We start from the raw sequence: 18,144 nt of genomic DNA, 5'->3' as shown, positions 1-18,144 counted from the left end.
GGCTTTTATTTATTCATCACCGCTGGCAGCCATCTTGATAGCCTCAGCTTCTTCTGCACGTTTCGCGTCTTTCAGGTTCGCACGGGCAGAGAAGATGACCACCAAGACCGTCGCAATGATCAATACACAGAAAATCGGATGATTCCAGAAGGGATCGCTAGAGGCCAGCTGAGATACGCGGCGCAGGTTCTGCTCAAAGGTCGGGCCTAAAATAAATCCAAGGATCATAGGGACCGTTGGGATCTTGGCCTTTACGAGCAAATAGGACATCAGGCCAAATAAAACCATGGCATAGGTATCAAAGAGCATATTGGCGTTTCCGATAGCGCCAATGGCGCATAGCACTACAACCACCGGAAGCAAATAATTCTTGGGTACTTTTAATACAGATATGAAAAATCGCATACCCAGCATCATGAACACCAGCATAAAAATCGCGGCTAATACCATAGCAAAGAAGATCGCATAGACCACCACGCCGTTCTTCTCATAGATCAGGGGCCCTGGCGCCACATTATGCACCTGGAGTCCACCTAGTAACATTGCGGTAACAGCATCGCCGGGAATACCCAGGGAAAGGAGAGGGATCATAGCGCCGCCTATCGTTCCATTATTGGCGGTCTCAGAGGCTACCACGCCATCCATGATACCTGTCCCGTACAGTTCGCGGCGTTTGGAGGTGTTCTTGGATACAGTATAGGAGATCATACAAGACACACCGCCACCGATGCCTGGCAGAATTCCAATGCCGACACCAATCAGCGCGGATACAATGGCGTTTGGAATATTACTCACAAACTCCTTCATAGAGAAGCCAACGCCCCTGATTTTTACGTCCTGTCGAATGGTGTAATCCTGTTTTTGGCGCACTGTTTCGGCATAGGCCATGACCTCGGAAATGGCAAACAGACCGATTAACAGAACTACAAGGGCAAAACCGTTGTTCAACTGATACATACCGAAGGTAAACCTAGGCTTGGAGTCAATGGGCGAAAGGCCAACTGTAGCCAGCAAAGCCCCCAGCACAGCGGAAATCAGGCCCTTCGGCATATCATGTCCTGTAAGGGCGACAACCATGGACAGGGAGAAAACAGCCAGGGCACAATACTCATATGCCTGGAACTTAAGCGCAAAGTCACACAGCACAGGAGCCAGTACCACAAGCAGGCCAATGCCAATGACGGTTCCAATAAATGAGAACACCACACCGGTGCCTAGCGCTTTGCCTGCCTCGCCCTTGTCTGCCATTGGTTTTCCATCAAAACAGGTGGCTACAGAGGAAGGTGTACCGGGAATATTCAACAGAATAGCGGAAATCAAGCCGCCGGAAATACCGCCAATGTAAAGTGCCATCAGCATCGAAATACCTTCCGAGGCTGTCATTGAGTAAGTGACCGGCAGGAACATAACAATAGCCATGGTGGCGGTCAAGCCTGGGATGGAACCAAAGATGATACCCACCACTGTACCTATGGCTATTAGAGCAATAGTCATGGGCTGAAGGACTTCCATTAAGCCTTGAACAATCATTCTTTTAGCCCTCCTTTACAGTCCGAATATACTCAGGAGTCCAATGGGAAGTAGGACATTCAGCATGTATCTGAAGATATAGAACAGGAGACAGCCTGTAATAATAGCTGTAATCGCTGCGGGCAGCACATTCTTTTTCCGATGTTCGCCCGGAGTAAGCACCAGGATCTGTACAAATACATACAGGATTGTAGTAGGTACAAACCCAATGGGCCCCATTAATCCCACATACAGGCCCAGAGCCACGAAACTGACCACAACCTCTCGCTTCTCGACCAATGCTGCTATCATAGAATTTTTTTGCGTCACACCGCCTTCGGCCTTATAGGCTTTGCGCTTCTTCATCCCTCTTACAATCAGCCACAGACTCAACACCAGCATGGCCCCACCCCATAGATAAGGCACAAAGTGGTTAGTCAAGGGAGTGGCTCCCAGGCCGGTGAAAGTGGGGATCCCAGGGATATTGAGCAAATACCATATCGAGAAAATAAAAATTACCGTACCGGGGATAATATCCAGCCTATACTTGCTGTTTTTCATATACCCTTTTCTCTTCCTTTCTGATCAATCTATCCTGTTTATATCAAATCCAGCAAGTTGCCCTTCTGGTCAAAACGCAGGGGTCTCGCTTCTTCTAATATCTCAATATCTTCTCTGCCTCTCATCTGCTCCAGAAGTGTTTCAGAAATCATGATCGTTTCCAGGGACAGCGTGTTTTTGATATAAACCATCCGAACATGATTCTTGTCCGCTTTTGTCAGCGTACGTACCGCGACTTGAAGTGCCATTTTGTCGTCCTCCAACACCATCGGAATCTTTCCCACACCCAGCACAGTCGAGGTGATCATGTTGAAATAGGTGGCATTGGTATCTAGCTTTTCAAACACGCGCTTTGTCGTCGTGTCCGCATTTCCAAGTCCAATATAGCTGCCGTGACTTTCGGGGGAGATGTCCAATACTACTACCCTCTCTTTTTTAATACCGCCAGTAGCATAAGGCGTCCCAAAAGTCCCTGTCACATTAGGATCCATGCCGCTGCCTGAAAAATTTTTCCCAATCTCTCTCACCAGCAGCACGTCCGTTTCCGGCATTAGAAGCCGGGGAAGGCGGCTTTTAGCAAAAAGCAGCAGTTCGGGCTCTTTGTCAAAGATTTCCTCCGCGGGAAGGACCTCGATCCGGCAGGTCTGATCAAATTCATTTTCGATAGTACCTACGCCAAAAATTATATTGGTGTGATCAAAAATCACCTTGGCATATTGTGGAAGCCGTTCCCCCATCCATTGAAATCCCGCCCGGTGCAGGGAGTCTGCTCCCTCACGTTTTCCCATACCAATGGCCATCATCTTGACCAGGCCTGACTCATAAGCTCCCCGGAATGCTGTATGGGCTTTGATCCGCCCCACAACGATGACTGCGTCCGCCTCATACGCAAAGCGATCCACTCGCACTTCATCGCCGTTGGAGAGAGAACCCACCTGCACAGTTTCCATACTGGAGAAGATGGGGCATCGACAGGCCTCCTCTGTAATTCCATAACTCTCTAGAATCTCCCGTTGTCCTTCCGCCGTAGCACCTCCGTGACTACCCATCGCTGGTATGATATAGGGATGAGCGCCTTGCGCCCTCACATAGTCAGCCAATTCCCTCAGGATCAGCGGCATATTGGCAATCTTTCTACTGCTGCCGGTGAGAACCACCCGCATTCCAGGCTTAATACGGGACCGCAAGTCCTCTCGATCCAGCTTTTCCATCAGATAGGCAGCAACATCCTCTATTCCATCTCTGGGGAATTTTTGTCTAATCATGGCCATTCGCGGCAATTCTACATCTGCTAGCACCGCACGAAGACCAGATTGTTCTTTAATTTCCATCGTATTTTCCTTTCCAACGGCAAGTCACATCTCTTCCCTCTTGTGCAAGCGAACCAACTGAAGCGCCCACCCCAGCTCTGGAAGAGGGTTATACGTTATGCTGCGCTCCGTGATAGGCATCAAAGGATTGATCCGATATCCGAGGAATCGCCCCCGCAGAATCAGTTCCAGTCTGTCCCCTTTTATGCAAAGAAATAGGCCATTGGCCGCCATAGATCCAATCTGTTTAATCAGCTTCTTTTCCTGTTTGGGCAGTTCCGGCATTTCCTCTCCCTCTATCCAAAGGGGGACAAATTGAATCCCCGGATAGGTTATCCTGATATAGCACCCACTGAGCATAGCGTTCAAGCCATTTTCCACAACAGGAAACGTCACATCTGCCAACTCCACCTGGATGTCTCCCATTTGGCCCCGGACTAGCTCTCGGCTCAAAAAAGCTCGTCCGCTACCAGAGCAGCCCAAACCGCCCGACAGAACCGCGGCCTGGTCCACGCCGTCTTTAGGCCTGTACTCAAATTGGTCCAAGCAGGCGCAGACAGCATAGGTCAAGATGGCCCCACGGACACACCCAATATATCGGCGGTTCAGCGGCCTGACCAGCAGCAGGTAGACAGCCAGCAGAATACCTGCCACCATATAGCCCATCGGCCCAATCCCTACCAAGAAAAGCGCAACTCCCGCAATGAGAAGAGCCAGAAAGTACAGCAGATTTGCCGCCATCATGATCAGCCGTTTTCGGCTCAAATTCTTTATAGCTGTTTCTATGGGACTCATACCTGGGCCCAATCTTTGCCTGCCCATCTGGGATGGTCATATGCTGCTTTGTCTGCTACATACGGCCATTTCTCCCCTCGGCATACTGCCAGACACCCCTTAACGCACATCTGCGCCATCTTAATGACTGCCTCCCGGGTCTGGGCGGCTGAGTGGGGGCTGAGGACCAAGTTTGGACAGGTAAGCAGTGGATCATCTGCCCTGGGTGGTTCACTACAGAACACATCGGTACCTGCCCCAGCGATAACACCTTCTTTTAAAGCTTCCACTAAGTCAGACTCATTGACGATCCCTCCCCGGCTACAATTAATAAGTAGAGCTGTCGGCTTCATCATAGACAGTTGTCTCTTAGAAATCATGCCTCGGGTCTCCTCTGTAAGAGGGACATGGATAGTAACTACGTCGCTGATTTTCAGCAGATCTTCGTAATTTTCATAGTAGTCAGCTCCCAAAGCCTCAATCTTTTCTTGTTCCAGGAAGGGGTCATAACCGGCCAGTTTCATGCCGCAGCCCCGGCATATCTTGGCAGTTTCCCGGCCAATGGCGCCTAACCCAATTACGCCAACTGTTTTTCCTTCCAACTCAAAAGCCTTCTTGGCCCCACGAATCTCCCAGTTACCCGTGCACATTTCGTTTTGCCCCTCTATTAAATTTTTAGACAGGGCAAATATCATGGCTACAGTATGTTCGGCTACACTTCGGTTGTTTGCCCCCGGAGTAATTACAACCGGGATGCCCTTTGCGGTCGCAGCTGCTATATCTACTGTGTCATAGCCCACTCCGGTCCTGCCGATAACCTTCAGGTTGGGGCTATGCTCAATAGCATGTCCATCACATTTGGCGATTCTGACAATAAGTGCATCCGCATCCCGCATTTGGTCCAAATAGTTATTAGGGTCCTGGTCATCTGCCACATAGATGTCAGCTGTATCCTTCAGCAGCTCCATCCCCTCTGGACAAACAGCCTGGGTCATAACGAATTTCATAGGGTCCCCTCCTTACCTTTTCTTATGGTTCGCCAGAGTGATTGCATAATCCATGGCGTTGACCAAGCTCAACTCATTTGCGTGTCCGTTACCTGCATGGCCAAAGCCAGTACCATGGTCCACACTGGCCCGGATAATAGGAAGTCCCAGAGTAACATTGATTCCCGCTACAGCATCCCAGTGCCTCTCAGCTTTGTTATAGACAAATCCCTTCACTTTCAGGGGGATATGGCCTTGGTCATGATACATGACTACAACAATGTCATACCAGCCGCCCAGCGCCTTCGAAAACACGGTATCAGGCGGTGTAGGTTTTTTCTCAGGAATCCAGATTCCTTCAGCCATGGCCGCGTCAACAGCGGGCTGTATCTCCTCAATCTCTTCTCGACCGAACATCCCGTTCTCCCCGCAGTGAGGATTTAAGCCTGCCACGCCGATCTTAGGCTTCTCAATCCCTAAAGCTTTACATCCCTCATTAGCAATGCGGATACATTCCAGTACCCGCTCCTTTTTCACAAGATCGCAGGCCTCTCTCAGGGAAACATGGGTCGATACATGAACCACCCGCAGGTCGTTATGGGCCAGCATCATAGTATACTTGTCAGTTTTGGTATAGTCAGCATAAATCTCAGTATGACCGGAGTAGTGATGACCGGCCATATTGATCGCTTCTTTGGCTAAAGCATTAGTAACAGTAGCATCTATCTCGCCCGCCATGGCCATTTGAATCACTTTCTCCACATACCGAAAGGATGCCTCACCACCTAACCGGCAAGCGCCTATGCCGAAAGGTTGCGGCACATCCTGGTCAGCAGTATCTGGAATTTGATCTACAGCTACTAATCCCAGGTCTAGCACGTCGATAGTTCCATATGTAAACTTGGCTTCTTCCACACACTTGACTGGGTTAAGGGTCAGCGTGGCGCCTCTTACTTTCTTGGCCACCCGAAGGGCATAGTCCATGCTGCTCATATCCCCTACAACCAGGGGCCTGCAACGGTCATAAATGCCCTTGTTCGCCAAGGCCCGGACCGTAATCTCCGGGCCATTGCCGAAGGGATCCCCCATTGAAATACCCAAAATCGGTCTGTCCATTTTCTTCCTCCTCAGCACATGCCCTTATCCGCGTTTTCTTTCAGCACCTTTCTCAACTCCTCTACCCCCTCGTCACATAGGTAGTTGAAGGGGCGTCGACAGTCGCCCACCGGATAGCCCAGCATGGAAACAGCCTTTTTGACTACGGTGTTGGGATTTCCATATTTAAATATCGCCCGGAATGAAGCGATGGATTCCTGGGCCACTTCAGCTTCCTCCAGTTTACCGGCTTTAAACAAATCATAAATGGAGGCCAATACATGGGGATACACATTAGCACAGCCCGCAATACCACCGGCCCCTCCCGCTTTCAAGCAAGGAAGGATTAAAGAGTCGTTTCCAGACAGGACTTTAAAGCCCTTGTCCAAATCCCTGGTCAGGTTGATATATGCCTGCAAGTTGTCCCAGTCGCCGCTGGAATCCTTGGCCCCCATAATCACATCCACATCCTTCGCCAGCTTGGCAACGGTTTCCGGCAGCAACTTGTTGCCAGTACGTGCCGGGATATTGTACAAAACGATGGGAATATCCACATGCTTGGCCACCTCAGCATAGTGGTTATACAACTCCTTCTGAGAGGCCAGGGCAAAGCTCGGGGTAATAATGGACAGAACATCCGCGCCCAATTCCTGAGCCTTTTTGCTCATTCGAATCGTGTCAGCAGTGGAAATACAGCCTGTGCCGGCATAGACGGGTACCCTGCCATTTACTTGGTCAATAGTAACCTCCAGCACCTCAATCTTTTCCTTTTCACTTAGTATATAGCCCTCACCATTTGTTCCAAAGGGAAACAGGCCGTGAACGCCGCCCTCAATCATTCGTTCAATTTGCTCCCGCAGCACATCCAAGTTAACGGACTCATCCGAATTCATAGGAGTGAGGATTGGCGGGATAATGCCTTTTAACTCAATCTGCATCATTTTTGCTTCCTTCTTCCTCTAAATTAAAGTATTTCAAGATACAATGCCCTGGCATCCTCAGGAGTAACCTGTCGCATATTGTTGACCAGTAGTCTCTGGACCTGCATCCCAGCCTCTACTAAGCCGTCTAGGTCTTCCGCCGGAACGCCAAACTCTTTTAGACTGGTTGGAATGTCCAAATCCTTGACGATCTTCTCCATCCAGGCCAGCATGTACGCGCTCTTTTCTTCCACAGTCACACAGGTCTTCTCTCCATGGACACAGCGGTCATAAGCGACAGCAAATCTTTCTCGGCACTCAGGCTCATTGAATCGCATGACAGGGGCCAGCAGGATTGCGTTAGAAACGCCATGGGCAATATGGTACTTGCCGCCCAATGGATAGCTCAGTGCATGAACCGCTGTAGTACCAGAGGCCGTGATGGCTAATCCCCCATAATAAGCGGCGATCTGCATCCGGTTTTTGGCCTCCATGGCCTCCGGATCGTTACAAGCATCCATGATATTATTCAAGATTAGATCCAGACCTTCTAGTGCATACAAATCACTGAAAGGGTTCGCTTTGTTGCTAGTAAAGCACTCGATACAATGGGCTAAGGCATCTACCCCAGTAGCCGCCGCAATTTTCCTGGGCAAATTTTTGATCATTCTGGCATCCAAGATCACATAGTCTGCGATCATATTTTCGTTAACTATGCCCACCTTCAAGTTCTTTTCTGGTACGGCCACGATAGCATTTGGGGTAACCTCTGCCCCCGTTCCAGCAGTCGTAGGGATAAGAATGATAGGGACACACTTCTGTGCCTGACCAGGCTTGTCCAGCAGCTCCTTTACACCATACTGGTCTGTTACTAGTACGCTAGCGAGTTTTGCTGCGTCCATTACCGATCCGCCACCGCAAGCGACAATTAGGTCTGCACCGGATGCCTTGAATTGGTCAACTAACTTTTGAACTGCTTTATAGGAAGGTTCTGCGGGAAGATCATCCAGCACATAGTAGTCGGCACCAGATGCCTTCACAGCTTCCTCAGGTAAGGCGAACAAGCCGCAGCCTTCGATGCCTTTATCTGTAAACATAGCTACCCGTTTTGCTCTACAGTTTTGAATAATAGCAGTGATGTTCCCGATGGCATTCTCTCCACCATATACTGCGTGGGGCATTTTCAAATTGTATTCTTTCAGCATACTAATTCCTCCTCGCCACTGTGGGCAATTATTTTGGCTAGATCAGTCAGCAATTCCGCTGAACCAAATCCTCCGGATTTTGAAATTAGATTGATTCGTTTCCCATTGTACTCTGTTCGGGAAAGAACCACCCCAGGCACCAGTTCACACACTGGAATCAAACTGTCTTGATTAATTTCCCTCATAAATGCCAACAGTGTGTCACCACCAGTCAGCATCAGTGTCGCTTCCAAACCGCCTTCGAGCATCCGCTCTAATAGTCTTCCCATAGACTGGGCAATAGCGCTTCTTGTCGCTTCTATATTCATATCCCTAGTCAGCGCATAGCTGCGGGTCTCCTCAGCTTCCTCCGGTCCTCCACAATCGATTATAGCGGCTGTACTATGTTGGAGCTTGTTCAGCCATTGAGCAAGAACACACTCTCCATCCTCACTCTCCAACCAGGTGGGATCCAATTTCTGTTGTGGTGTCAATCGGATACGATGCATGCCATTCTTTTCCGCAGTGTCCAACTGCTCTATAGTGATGGGATTGATGCTACCACACACGGTGATGAGGCGTGGATTCATAGCGGGTCGTCTACAGTCATACTGTGTCAGATTTAGCAATTTTGGCAATACCGCGGCTAATCCGGCACAACCCGCCAGCAGTTTCAGCTGATGGCAGTCATTCAATCTTTGAGCGATTTGAAGAAGGTCCTCGTCGGTGACTGCATCATAAATCAAAATACCTTCTTTATCGGGTATGTCTTCTCCCGCAGCGACTAAATATGTTGGTATATTACTTTGCTCCCCAATTATGTTCTGGATATTTGAGTGCCTGACTGGCTCAAAAGGGTCAGAACCGAACACGCTGTCTGCCACTGGGACCTGCCCAATATAGTGGATGCCATTTACTGTTACTCGATTCATTTTAGGAAAGGCCGGAATAAAATGGAGCTGTTTACCATGGGCCGCAGCCCGCATAGCAGAAAGTTCACTGCCTATATTGCCCCTCAATGCGGAATCTATCTTTTTATAGATACAGGAGACAGAGGCCTGCTGGGCCTGACTCACGATCTTTGCCACGATCTCTCCAGCCTCTGCTGGAGGCATATGCCGAGTCTCAGCAACAATAATAAGCACTTGGACTCCCTGTTCCAGCCCAGCAAAAATATTCTGGTTTTGGGGGGTATATACTCGAACCAAGGTCCCTTTAGCCTTAAATTGTATTCCTGTGTCCAAAGCCCCAGTAAAATCATCTGCAATAACCAGTAGCTTAATCATGACATTCCCTCATTCAAACTGCTTTATTTTGGAACATCCTTAATCTTTGAAAATGAGTTTGAGAAAAGACATCCCTATATATCATTTACTTAATCAAATCCTAACTTTTGTTTCTTTTCATATCAATCCATTTGACTTGTAAAAATTGTTTATATTTGAAACGATTTCTCTAGCGTTTTATGCAAAAATATATCTCGCCGCCCTCTCATATAGGAAAGCCCTCTATCATCATTGGGCAGTATGACCATATCTAATTGCTTATGGGCATAAAAATCCCCCCGCGGATACCGTGGAGGGATCTTGGGGGCATTTCCTGTTGTCAATCTACGCTAACTCGGCTTCACTGGTATACATTTTACCATTTCACTGTTCCCTCTCCTATGGTGTAGCCGTTTTTATTCCTGGATGTAAGGTAGAAGGAAAAAGGTAGAAGAAAGAAGGCGCGTAACTTTGTCATGACCTTTGGATAATGGGAAGACAGCAATATAAATCGTTTCATACCATATCTAACATACGCAAGGGACCAAATTTCCTTCTGACACATATTCGGCAGTAATAGCAGTAAAATAGTGTATGTCTTATATAAATAGACCTACCCCCCATTTTTAAGTACAGATACTTCCTCTATCAACAAACTTATAGAAATAGATGCAGGTCCGTCCTAGTCTTTTGATAGCCCTCCTAAATTCATTACCCAACTATTCCTGTATGGACTGTTCACTCTATTTTTGCCCTCTTTGGGTAGCCAAATGTATTGCTAAACATTTGCTTAACCGTACGAATACAAATATCGGTTTTCTTGCTGGCGGCCTCGTAATCGTCTATATTGTTGCCTGTATATTTTTTTATTCTGTTAGTTGACGGCAAAGCTGGATTTTACCAATAGACTTACTACGTCTTGGTTTACACTACTTTACTGTGTGCATAAAGTTATACCGTAATATACCAAAAGCCCTTCAAAAAACAACTAGTCGGAATTTCAGGAATAACGGATCTTCTACTATTTTTTAGGAAATATAGTAACGGGCAACAAAATTTTATATAAGATTCTAAAATCAAAAGCTTTATGTAAATACAGTACGAAAAAATTTCCTCCATATACGAAAAACACCGTTCCGAAATTATGGAACGGTGTTTTTATAGATAAAATTACCTTTGGTATTCGAACTCCAGGTCGTACATGGACACGATATCCCCGTCCTTGATGCCCATCTCCTCCAGCTTGTCGAACAGACCGGACTGGCGCAGCTTCTGGTCGAACCAGTTGCGGCTCTCATAGTCGGAGAAATTGACGTTGGCGATAAGCCGCTGGAGCCAGGGGGCGTCCACCACCCAGGTGCCGTCAAACTCCTGGATATTGACCTCTCCCTCGGTATCCACCTCCGGGGGCCGCTCCACATAGGTGGGCTCGTACACCACCACGGGAGGCAGCTGGGCCAGCTCCTGGGCGCATCGCTTTATCAGCTCCTGGGTGCCCTGGTGGGCGGCGGCGGACATCTCAAAGAGCTCCAGTCCCTTTCCCTCCACATGGGCCCGCAGCTTGTCCAGCAGGGCGGGGTCCTCCATGATATCCACCTTGTTGGCCACCACCAGCATCTTCCGCCCAGCCAGTTCGGGGGAGTATTGGGCCAGCTCCTCATTGATGGCCTCAAAGTCGGCCACTGGGTCCCGGCCCTCGCTGCCCGACACGTCCACCACATGGACCAGCAGCCGGCAGCGGTCGATATGCCGCAGGAAATCGTGGCCCAGGCCAGCGCCCTCCGCCGCCCCTTCGATGATGCCGGGGATGTCGGCCATGACGAAGGACACCCCATCCTCCACATAGACCACCCCCAGGTTGGGAAACAGGGTGGTAAAATGGTAGTTTGCGATTTTGGGCTGGGCCCGGCTGACCACCGACAGCAGGGTGGACTTGCCCACGTTGGGGAAACCCACCAGCCCCACGTCGGCCAGCAGCTTCAGCTCCAGCACCACATCCCGGCTCTCTCCGGGCAGGCCCGCCTTTGCGAACCGGGGCACCTGCCGGGTTGGGGTGGCAAAGTGCTTGTTGCCCCAGCCGCCCCGCCCCCCTTTACACAGGATGAAGGGCCTGTCGTCGGACATGTCCCTGATGATTTCCCTGGTCTCGGCGTCCCGGATGATAGTGCCCCTGGGGACCTTGAGGACCAGGTCCTCCCCGTCCCTGCCGGTACATCGCTTGCCGCTGCCGTCGCCCCCATTTCCCGCCACATACTTCCTCTTATAGCGGAAATCCATCAGGGTGGACATATGGTCGTTGACCTCTACCACAATATTTCCGCCCCGGCCGCCGTCGCCCCCGTCGGGGCCGCCGGCCGCCACATATTTCTCCCGGTGGAAGGAGACCACACCGTTTCCCCCGTTGCCAGAGCGGACGGTGATCTTTGCGGTATCTACAAAAGGCGCTGCCATCTGGGGCACCTCCTCACTCTCAAATCAAAATTCCAGCAGGTTCAGCCCCACTGTATCGCTGAATTTCCGCCCTACCTGGCCGTCCCACACCTGGAGGAACAGCTCCAGCGTGGCGCTGATGGTGGCGGAGGACAGGTGGCCGGCATGGACCTGGCCGGTGACCGGATTGCCGATGGTAATGTGGAGGTGGAGATAGGGCTCGCCCTCCTTACGGGTGACATTCCCCACCAGAGCGGAAATTTCATAGTCCCCCTGGTATCGCTGGGAGTAGTATTTCTTCTCCACTGTGTTGAAAATACCAATGGTCACGTCGTTGGCCGCCCCAAGAGCGGATACGCTGGCCAGTTGGATACTCTCCTGCTCCACCAGCCGGGTCAGGCTGCCCACGATCTCCTCGCCGGGGTCCAGGCGAAGCACATAGCCCTGTTCAAATTTGCGGTAGTCCATATTTTATCCTCCTTCACAATATTCCCCGTTTTCTGTCCCATATCCTTGTCCAAGGCGGGGCGTCACATTCCGGGACTGGAAAAAGGCCGCAAACGGAGTCCGTTTGCGGCCTTCTGTTAAGCAACGAAATTACTGGGCGATCTCCACAATGGAAACCTGCTTGCGATCCTTGCCCAGGCGCTCAAACTTGACCCTGCCGTCCTTCAGAGCAAACAGGGTGTCGTCGCTGCCCTTACCCACATTGACGCCGGGATGGATGTGGGTGCCGCGCTGACGGACCAGGATATTGCCGGCCAGCACAAACTGTCCGTCGCCCCGCTTGACGCCCAGGCGCTTGGCCTCGGAGTCACGGCCGTTCCGGGTGGAACCAACGCCCTTTTTGTGGGCGAAAAACTGCAAACCGATATTCAGCATAACTTACACCTCCATGACGGAAATATTTTCTGGGTACTCCTCCGCCAACTGGACACAGTGGACCATCAGCGCCGCCAGAAGGGTCTGGCAGGTGCTCTCGTTGGTCTGGCCCAGAGCGCTGGGGAGCTTGAGGGAGATGGATGCGTCCTTTTGCTTCACCTTTACAGCGGCCTCCAGCCCCAGTACGTCGTTGACGGCGCACTCGGTCAGGCGCACGGCGCTGGTGATGGCGGCGCAGACGATGTCCTCTCCCTCCGGGGCATAACCGCTGTGGCCCTTCACCTCGAAGCCCACGATCCGGCTGCCCTCAGTCTGAAAGGTTACGGTGGTCATCAGGCCTTAATAGCGCCGATCTGCACCTTGGTATAGGGCTGGCGGTGGCCCTGACGCTTCCGATAACCCTTCTTGGGGGTGTACTTGAAGATACGGACCTTCTTGCCCTTGCCGTTCTTCACGACAGTGGCAGCCACAGAGGCACCCTCCACCACGGGAGCGCCGAAGGTAGCCTTGTCCCCATCCAGGATGGCCAGCACCTGGTCAAAGGTGATGGTCTGTCCGGCCTCGGCCTCCAGCTTCTCGATAAACAGGGTGTCCCCTTCGTTCACTTTGTACTGCTTGCCGCCGGTCACGATGATTGCCTGCATTTGTTTCAACTCCTTCATTACGGGCTCGCTCTCGCAGGAGGGGGCCGTTCCCCGCTTGTCACACCTGGGTCCCCTTGCGGCCGGGTCGTTCACTCCCCTGACCGGAAATCTGGTGCTTTTCCTGTTCAATGCGGCTATGATAGTTTATCAGCAGAGCAGAAGGTTGTCAATAGAAAACGGAGATTTTTTCTCCTGTTTCCACCTTTTTTGGCCTCTTTCCTCCAAAGGTGGAATATACCATCCAATTAATAAGAATCACTTGCGTTAATATTTGTTCTGTGCTATATTCTTCTCATCCAATACCATTGAGAGGAGGCGTTCCCCATGAAATTCAAGCCCGAATTGTCCACCGCCGTCCTGGAGCGGCAGCTTCTGGACCGGGAATTTTCCGCCGCTTGGGAGGCGGGGCGGGTGCGTCTGGGGGAAAGCTGTCTGTTCTTTCCCAAATTTTCCGGCACTACCTATCTCCCATACAGCCAGATTGTGAACGCCTATCTACGTCAGGAGGAGGTCAACGCCAATTTGTGCTGTGGCCGGGCCAATTTTGACCAGTTTTTCCTCATGGTCCGTGGGACCGACGGCCAGCTGCGCCGAGGGCAGGTGCTGTCCAAGGAGAAGGGGAAGGAGGCCCTGGCCCTCCTCGCTGCCGCCAATCCCGCCATTGAGATCGGCTACCACCCCTGACCAGACATAGGCAAAACGGCCCGGCCGCCTATGCGGCCAGGCCGTTTTCAGTTCCTCTCCAGGGAGCGGACCAGCGCCACCAGATGGCGGGTGATCCGGGCGGTGAGTCCCCAGATGGCCCGCCCCTTCCAGGGGTAGATGGGGACGTTCTCTCCTCCCGGCTGCCAGCGGTAGTCCCGCGGGATGCCCACCAGCTCATAGGGGAAGTTCTCCCCCGTCTGGGGAATCAGCTGATAGTCATACTCCAGGGGCTGGGTGGCCAGCAGGTGGCGGAGGGGCACCAGAAAGGTCTCCTCCACCTCCGCCGAGTTTGGGCACATTTTCTCTACCGCCCTCCTGTCCACCAGGGCCAGGACAGGGTACATGATGAAGTTGGCCCGGTGGGCGATAAAGTCCAGCCGTCCCAGCACCCGGACGGCAGACCGGGGGATGGACAATTCCTCCTCCGTTTCTCGCAGGGCACATTCCTCCGGTGACTCTGCCCCCTCAATCCGGCCGCCGGGAAAGCACACCTCCCCCGGCTGGCGGCGGAGTGTATGGGCCCGGACCTCGTACAGCAGGGACAGGCCCTCCTCTCCCTTCACCATGGGGACCAGTACCGCATATCTCCCCGTGGCGTCCATCAGGCCGGGCTGGCGGCGGGCCAGCAGGCGAGTCAGCGCATCCAGTTCCATAGCCACCTCACACCAGGTTGTTGTACAGCAGGGCAAAGGTGAACAGCAGCCCAATGAGGGAGCCAGCCAGATAGACCCACTCTCTTGGCCAGCGCCAAAACAGGGCGGCAAAGATCTCCGTCATTGCCAGATTGAGCAGCAAGCCCTGCCCCTTGGGGACATAGTGGTGGTTCGCCGCCGTTGGGGGCCTGATGGTCACCATATCAGGCAGCAGCCCCCAGCCCACTAGAGCGCCCAGCAGGCCCAGCACCACCAGCAGGTAAGTGATCAGGTTGCGGTGGCGCTGAAGGGCGTCCCTCTGGCGTGGGAACCATTCACGCTTTGCCATGGCTCATCCTCCTTTGGAAAAACACGCCCCGTCGGGGCGTGTTTTCCCGTTCTTTACATCTTTTCTGGGGCGGACACGCCCAGCAGCTTTAGGCCGTTAGCTAGAACGGCACGCACTGTGTCCGCCAGCTTCAGCCGAGCGGACAGCACAGCGGACTCCTCTCCCTTGATGCGGCAGGCATTATAGAACCGATGGAAGTCCCCAGCCAGGGCGGACAGATACCGGTTGATGCGGCTGGGGTCATAATCACGAGCCGCCAGATGGAGCTCCTCGGGGTATTGGGCCAAGGACTTTACCAGGGCCAACTCCTCTGCCGCCGCCATCAGGCTGGCGTCCACCTCCGCGGCGGCGGGCACCTTGGCTCCCTCCTCCGCCAGGCGGCTCACCAGGGAGCAGATGCGGGCGTGGGCGTACTGGACATAGTACACAGGGTTGTCGCTGTCCTGGCGAACCGCCAGGTCCAGGTCAAAGTCCACCGGGCTGGTGGCCGTCCGGGAATTGAAAAAGTACCGGGCAGCGTCCACGCTTACCTCGTCCAGCAGGTCGTGGAGGGCGATGGCCTTGCCCGACCGCTTGGACATTCGGACAGGCTTGCCGTCCTGCATCAGGTTGACCAGCTGCATCAGCACAATGACCAGCCGGTGGGAGCCGTCCAGCCCCAGCGCGTCCAGGGCAGCCTGGAGTCGGGCCACATGGCCGTGGTGGTCGGCGCCCCAGATGTTGATGGCCAGATCAAAGCCTCGCACCTCCAGCTTGTTCCGGTGGTAAGCGATGTCAGCGGCAAAGTAGGTGTAGAAGCCGTTGGCCCGGCGGAGCACATCATCCTTCAGATCCAGCTTGTCCACCTGCTCCTGGCTCTTGCCCTCCCGCATGAATTTCTCCTTGAGCAACTGAGTGGTGTTCAGCCATAGGGCCCCGTCCTTCTCATAGGTCCAGCCCTTTTCGGTGAGCATCTGTACCGTTTTTTCCACATAGCCGCTGTTGTGCAGCTCAGACTCGAAAAACCACTGGTCATAGACGATGCCGTATTTCTTCAGGTCCTCCCGCATCTTGGGGATGTTGACCGACAAGCCGTATTCGGCCAGCTTGTCCAGCCGCTCCTCCTCGGGCAGGTTCCCCCAGCTTTCCCCGTGGGCCTCATAGATGGCCTTGGCCAGCTCCCGGATGTCATCCCCATGGTATCCCTCCTCGGGGAAGGGGAAATTGTCCTCCCCCAGAAGGAGCTGCATATACCGGGCGTTGATGGACACGGCGAACTTGTGGATCTGGTTGCCGGCGTCGTTGACGTAGAACTCCTTCCAGGTGTCCCAGCCGTCCCGGGCCAGCACATTGGCCAGGGTGTCCCCCAGCACGCCCCCCCGGGCGTTGCCCATGTGCATGGGGCCAGTGGGGTTGGCGGAGACGAACTCCACCATGACCCGCTTGCCCCGGCCCTCCTCGCCGGAGCCGTAGCGGTCCCCCTCAGTCTCCACGGCGGACAGCACCTCGCCGTACCACTTGGGGCCCAGAGTGAAGTTCAAAAAGCCGGGGCCGGCGATCTCCACCTTCTGGAAGTAGCTCCCCTCCAGTTCCAGGTGGTCCACGATAATCTGGGCGATCTGCCGGGGGGCCATATGGAGGGCCTTGGCACCGGCCATAGCGAAGGAGGAGGCGTAGTCCCCATGGGAGGTGTCCTTGGGGATCTCCACTGTGGCCCTCACCTCGGCTCCAGCGGGGAGTAAGCCCTCGGCGGCGGCCTTCTCATAGGCCGCCTGGGTCAGTTTGGCCACCTGTGCCTTGGCGCCTTGGATCATATTTGTCATAGCGATCACATCCTCATTTCTCACGCGGACTTTCTCTCCATCGCCCGTCCCGCGTCTGTATATTTCTCTACTGCTTCAGGCTCCCGGAACCCTCCGCCTCCTTAAATTGGATACAAAAAATATTCCTGCTGGCTACCGCGTGGTCCACCTCGATACAGTAGTCGATCTCGATGTTCCCGCCGTGGTCGTCCAGCTCGGCCAGCAGGTGCCGGGTATTCACCCCGATGGCCATTGCGCCATAAGGTGTATTGTACATGGAGAGGTGGCGCCGCCCCTCCCGGAACACCATCTGGGTATTGAACTCGCCCACCCGCATCAGGGTGACCTGCTCCCCCTCCACCTGGATGGTGGTCATCGTCCCCTCCAGGCCGGTGAGCTCACTCTCCTGATAGGAGAGGGTGTAGCCAGCCTCGTCCTGGGCCAGCCGCCCGGCGGTGACCAACTCGACAGCGCCGGGCTCCCCTCCGTCGTATTTCTGCGTCCCTTTGATGGAGATGATGACATCCTTTTCCATGAGTCCCTCCAGGGTATTCATTCTCGCGCCGCGGAGGCGGACCGCCACCGGGCAGGGGGTATTATACCCTTCCCCGCCCTGGTTGTAAAGGGCAGAGGGGGCGAAGCTAGGTATTTTTTATTTTATGTTATCTTCTCTGGAAAGACAAGGGGAAATTTCCATGGAAAATACCCGTTTTTTCTCCGTTCCCCTATTTGACAATCCCTCAGACTTGATTATAATATAGATACCCATTCCAAGGAAGGAGGTCCTGACGATGAACTTGGAATTGAGTAAGAAGCAATTTCGCCGTCTGCTGGACCTGGTATACATCGGCAACTGGATCCTGAACTCCACCCGTGGAGACCAGCGTTTCGCCGACTATGACCAGGTGGAGAGTCTGCTGTTCGGCCGGGCCGCTTTAGAGGGGATGCCTGATCTGGCCGAGCTGTACCAGGGGGAGGTTGTTCCCTCCAGGGCCTTTGTGGAGGGTGGCATCCACGAGGCCATCATTGAATATGAAAACAACGTCTTTTTTGATATTCTGGCCGAGGACCTGGCCCGCCGGGACATGGATGACGCCCCCATCGATGAGAGCAACTA

20 protein-coding genes are annotated in these 18,144 nt (G+C 53.0%); 2 read left to right on the top strand and 18 right to left on the bottom strand.

The genetic code is table 11. The features are described from left to right. Positions 1 to 9 precede the first annotated feature (9 nt). From OCV64_RS05085 to rplU, 14 genes are all read right to left on the bottom strand, one after another. Positions 10 to 1,530: a tripartite tricarboxylate transporter permease gene (locus tag OCV64_RS05085; RefSeq protein WP_186852191.1), complete on the bottom strand. Its 1,521-nt coding sequence runs from the start codon at positions 1,528 to 1,530 to the stop codon at positions 10 to 12. 15 nt (positions 1,531 to 1,545) lie between these two features. Beyond that, complete coding sequence (locus OCV64_RS05080) at positions 1,546 to 2,070, bottom strand: tripartite tricarboxylate transporter TctB family protein (protein ID WP_186852192.1); 525 nt, start codon at positions 2,068 to 2,070, stop codon at positions 1,546 to 1,548. 38 nt (positions 2,071 to 2,108) lie between these two features. Next, positions 2,109 to 3,401, bottom strand: a complete 1,293-nt coding sequence (locus tag OCV64_RS05075) for a nickel pincer cofactor-dependent isomerase, group 22 (protein WP_186852193.1) — start codon at positions 3,399 to 3,401, stop codon at positions 2,109 to 2,111. Positions 3,402 to 3,425: 24 nt separating this feature from the next. After that, entirely contained in the window at positions 3,426 to 4,175 is a 750-nt protein-coding gene (locus OCV64_RS05070) for a hypothetical protein (RefSeq protein ID WP_262669478.1), read from the bottom strand. Further along, positions 4,172 to 5,161, bottom strand: a complete 990-nt coding sequence (locus OCV64_RS05065; protein ID WP_262669477.1) for a hydroxyacid dehydrogenase — start codon at positions 5,159 to 5,161, stop codon at positions 4,172 to 4,174. The genes OCV64_RS05070 and OCV64_RS05065 overlap by 4 nt, the downstream gene beginning before the upstream one ends. Positions 5,162 to 5,173: 12 nt before the next feature. Further along, positions 5,174 to 6,256, bottom strand: a complete 1,083-nt coding sequence (locus tag OCV64_RS05060) for a PdxA family dehydrogenase (RefSeq protein WP_186852196.1) — start codon at positions 6,254 to 6,256, stop codon at positions 5,174 to 5,176. Positions 6,257 to 6,267: 11 nt separating this feature from the next. After that, on the bottom strand, positions 6,268 to 7,176 hold the full coding sequence (gene dapA / locus OCV64_RS05055) for a 4-hydroxy-tetrahydrodipicolinate synthase (protein ID WP_240286824.1): 909 nt from the start codon (positions 7,174 to 7,176) through the stop codon (positions 6,268 to 6,270). A 23-nt stretch (positions 7,177 to 7,199) separates the two neighbouring features. Further along, the gene (locus OCV64_RS05050) at positions 7,200 to 8,360 is read right to left on the bottom strand and encodes an iron-containing alcohol dehydrogenase (RefSeq protein ID WP_262669476.1); all 1,161 of its coding nucleotides are present in this window, start codon (positions 8,358 to 8,360) and stop codon (positions 7,200 to 7,202) included. Then, complete coding sequence (locus OCV64_RS05045; protein WP_262669475.1) at positions 8,354 to 9,625, bottom strand: four-carbon acid sugar kinase family protein; 1,272 nt, start codon at positions 9,623 to 9,625, stop codon at positions 8,354 to 8,356. The genes OCV64_RS05050 and OCV64_RS05045 overlap by 7 nt, the downstream gene beginning before the upstream one ends. A 1,149-nt stretch (positions 9,626 to 10,774) precedes the next feature. After that, on the bottom strand, positions 10,775 to 12,055 hold the full coding sequence (obgE, locus tag OCV64_RS05040) for a GTPase ObgE (RefSeq protein ID WP_240286818.1): 1,281 nt from the start codon (positions 12,053 to 12,055) through the stop codon (positions 10,775 to 10,777). Between the two features lie 24 nt (positions 12,056 to 12,079). Beyond that, positions 12,080 to 12,502 carry a PPC domain-containing DNA-binding protein gene (locus OCV64_RS05035; RefSeq protein WP_147571020.1) on the bottom strand — a complete coding sequence of 141 codons (423 nt, stop codon included), beginning with the start codon at positions 12,500 to 12,502 and terminating at the stop codon, positions 12,080 to 12,082. 129 nt (positions 12,503 to 12,631) lie between these two features. After that, positions 12,632 to 12,916 (bottom strand): 50S ribosomal protein L27, encoded by a 285-nt coding sequence (gene rpmA, locus OCV64_RS05030; protein ID WP_147571021.1) that lies wholly within the window; start codon positions 12,914 to 12,916, stop codon positions 12,632 to 12,634. Between the two features lie 3 nt (positions 12,917 to 12,919). After that, positions 12,920 to 13,249, bottom strand: a complete 330-nt coding sequence (locus tag OCV64_RS05025; protein WP_147571022.1) for a ribosomal-processing cysteine protease Prp — start codon at positions 13,247 to 13,249, stop codon at positions 12,920 to 12,922. Then, positions 13,249 to 13,560, bottom strand: coding sequence for a 50S ribosomal protein L21 (gene rplU, locus OCV64_RS05020; RefSeq protein ID WP_147571023.1), 312 nt, complete (start codon positions 13,558 to 13,560; stop codon positions 13,249 to 13,251). Before rplU ends, OCV64_RS05025 begins: the two co-directional genes overlap by 1 nt. A gap of 324 nt (positions 13,561 to 13,884) precedes the next feature. Between rplU and OCV64_RS05015 the strand changes: the two genes are divergently transcribed. Further along, positions 13,885 to 14,244: a hypothetical protein gene (locus OCV64_RS05015; RefSeq protein ID WP_147571024.1), complete on the top strand. Its 360-nt coding sequence runs from the start codon at positions 13,885 to 13,887 to the stop codon at positions 14,242 to 14,244. Between the two features lie 47 nt (positions 14,245 to 14,291). Here OCV64_RS05015 and OCV64_RS05010 read toward each other — a convergent pair whose 3' ends face one another. The 4 genes from OCV64_RS05010 to OCV64_RS04995 form a co-directional block, all read right to left on the bottom strand. Next, on the bottom strand, positions 14,292 to 14,918 hold the full coding sequence (locus OCV64_RS05010; RefSeq protein WP_262669474.1) for an NUDIX hydrolase: 627 nt from the start codon (positions 14,916 to 14,918) through the stop codon (positions 14,292 to 14,294). A 7-nt stretch (positions 14,919 to 14,925) separates the two neighbouring features. Further along, positions 14,926 to 15,246 carry a hypothetical protein gene (locus OCV64_RS05005; RefSeq protein WP_147571026.1) on the bottom strand — a complete coding sequence of 107 codons (321 nt, stop codon included), beginning with the start codon at positions 15,244 to 15,246 and terminating at the stop codon, positions 14,926 to 14,928. Between the two features lie 53 nt (positions 15,247 to 15,299). Continuing rightward, on the bottom strand, positions 15,300 to 17,048 hold the full coding sequence (gene argS / locus OCV64_RS05000) for an arginine--tRNA ligase (RefSeq protein ID WP_147571027.1): 1,749 nt from the start codon (positions 17,046 to 17,048) through the stop codon (positions 15,300 to 15,302). 67 nt (positions 17,049 to 17,115) lie between these two features. Continuing rightward, the gene (locus tag OCV64_RS04995; protein WP_147571028.1) at positions 17,116 to 17,562 is read right to left on the bottom strand and encodes a DUF1934 domain-containing protein; all 447 of its coding nucleotides are present in this window, start codon (positions 17,560 to 17,562) and stop codon (positions 17,116 to 17,118) included. A gap of 256 nt (positions 17,563 to 17,818) precedes the next feature. Between OCV64_RS04995 and OCV64_RS04990 the strand changes: the two genes are divergently transcribed. Then, the coding region (locus OCV64_RS04990; protein WP_262669473.1) for a hypothetical protein at positions 17,819 to 18,144 on the top strand (326 nt) is incomplete at its 3' end.

It is taken from the genome of Muriventricola aceti (assembly GCF_025567565.1).
Classification (GTDB): Bacteria; Bacillota; Clostridia; order Oscillospirales; family Oscillospiraceae; genus Lawsonibacter; species Lawsonibacter aceti.
The sequence above is the reverse complement of the archived record's forward strand: the minus strand, read 5'-3'. Positions and strand labels throughout refer to the sequence as shown.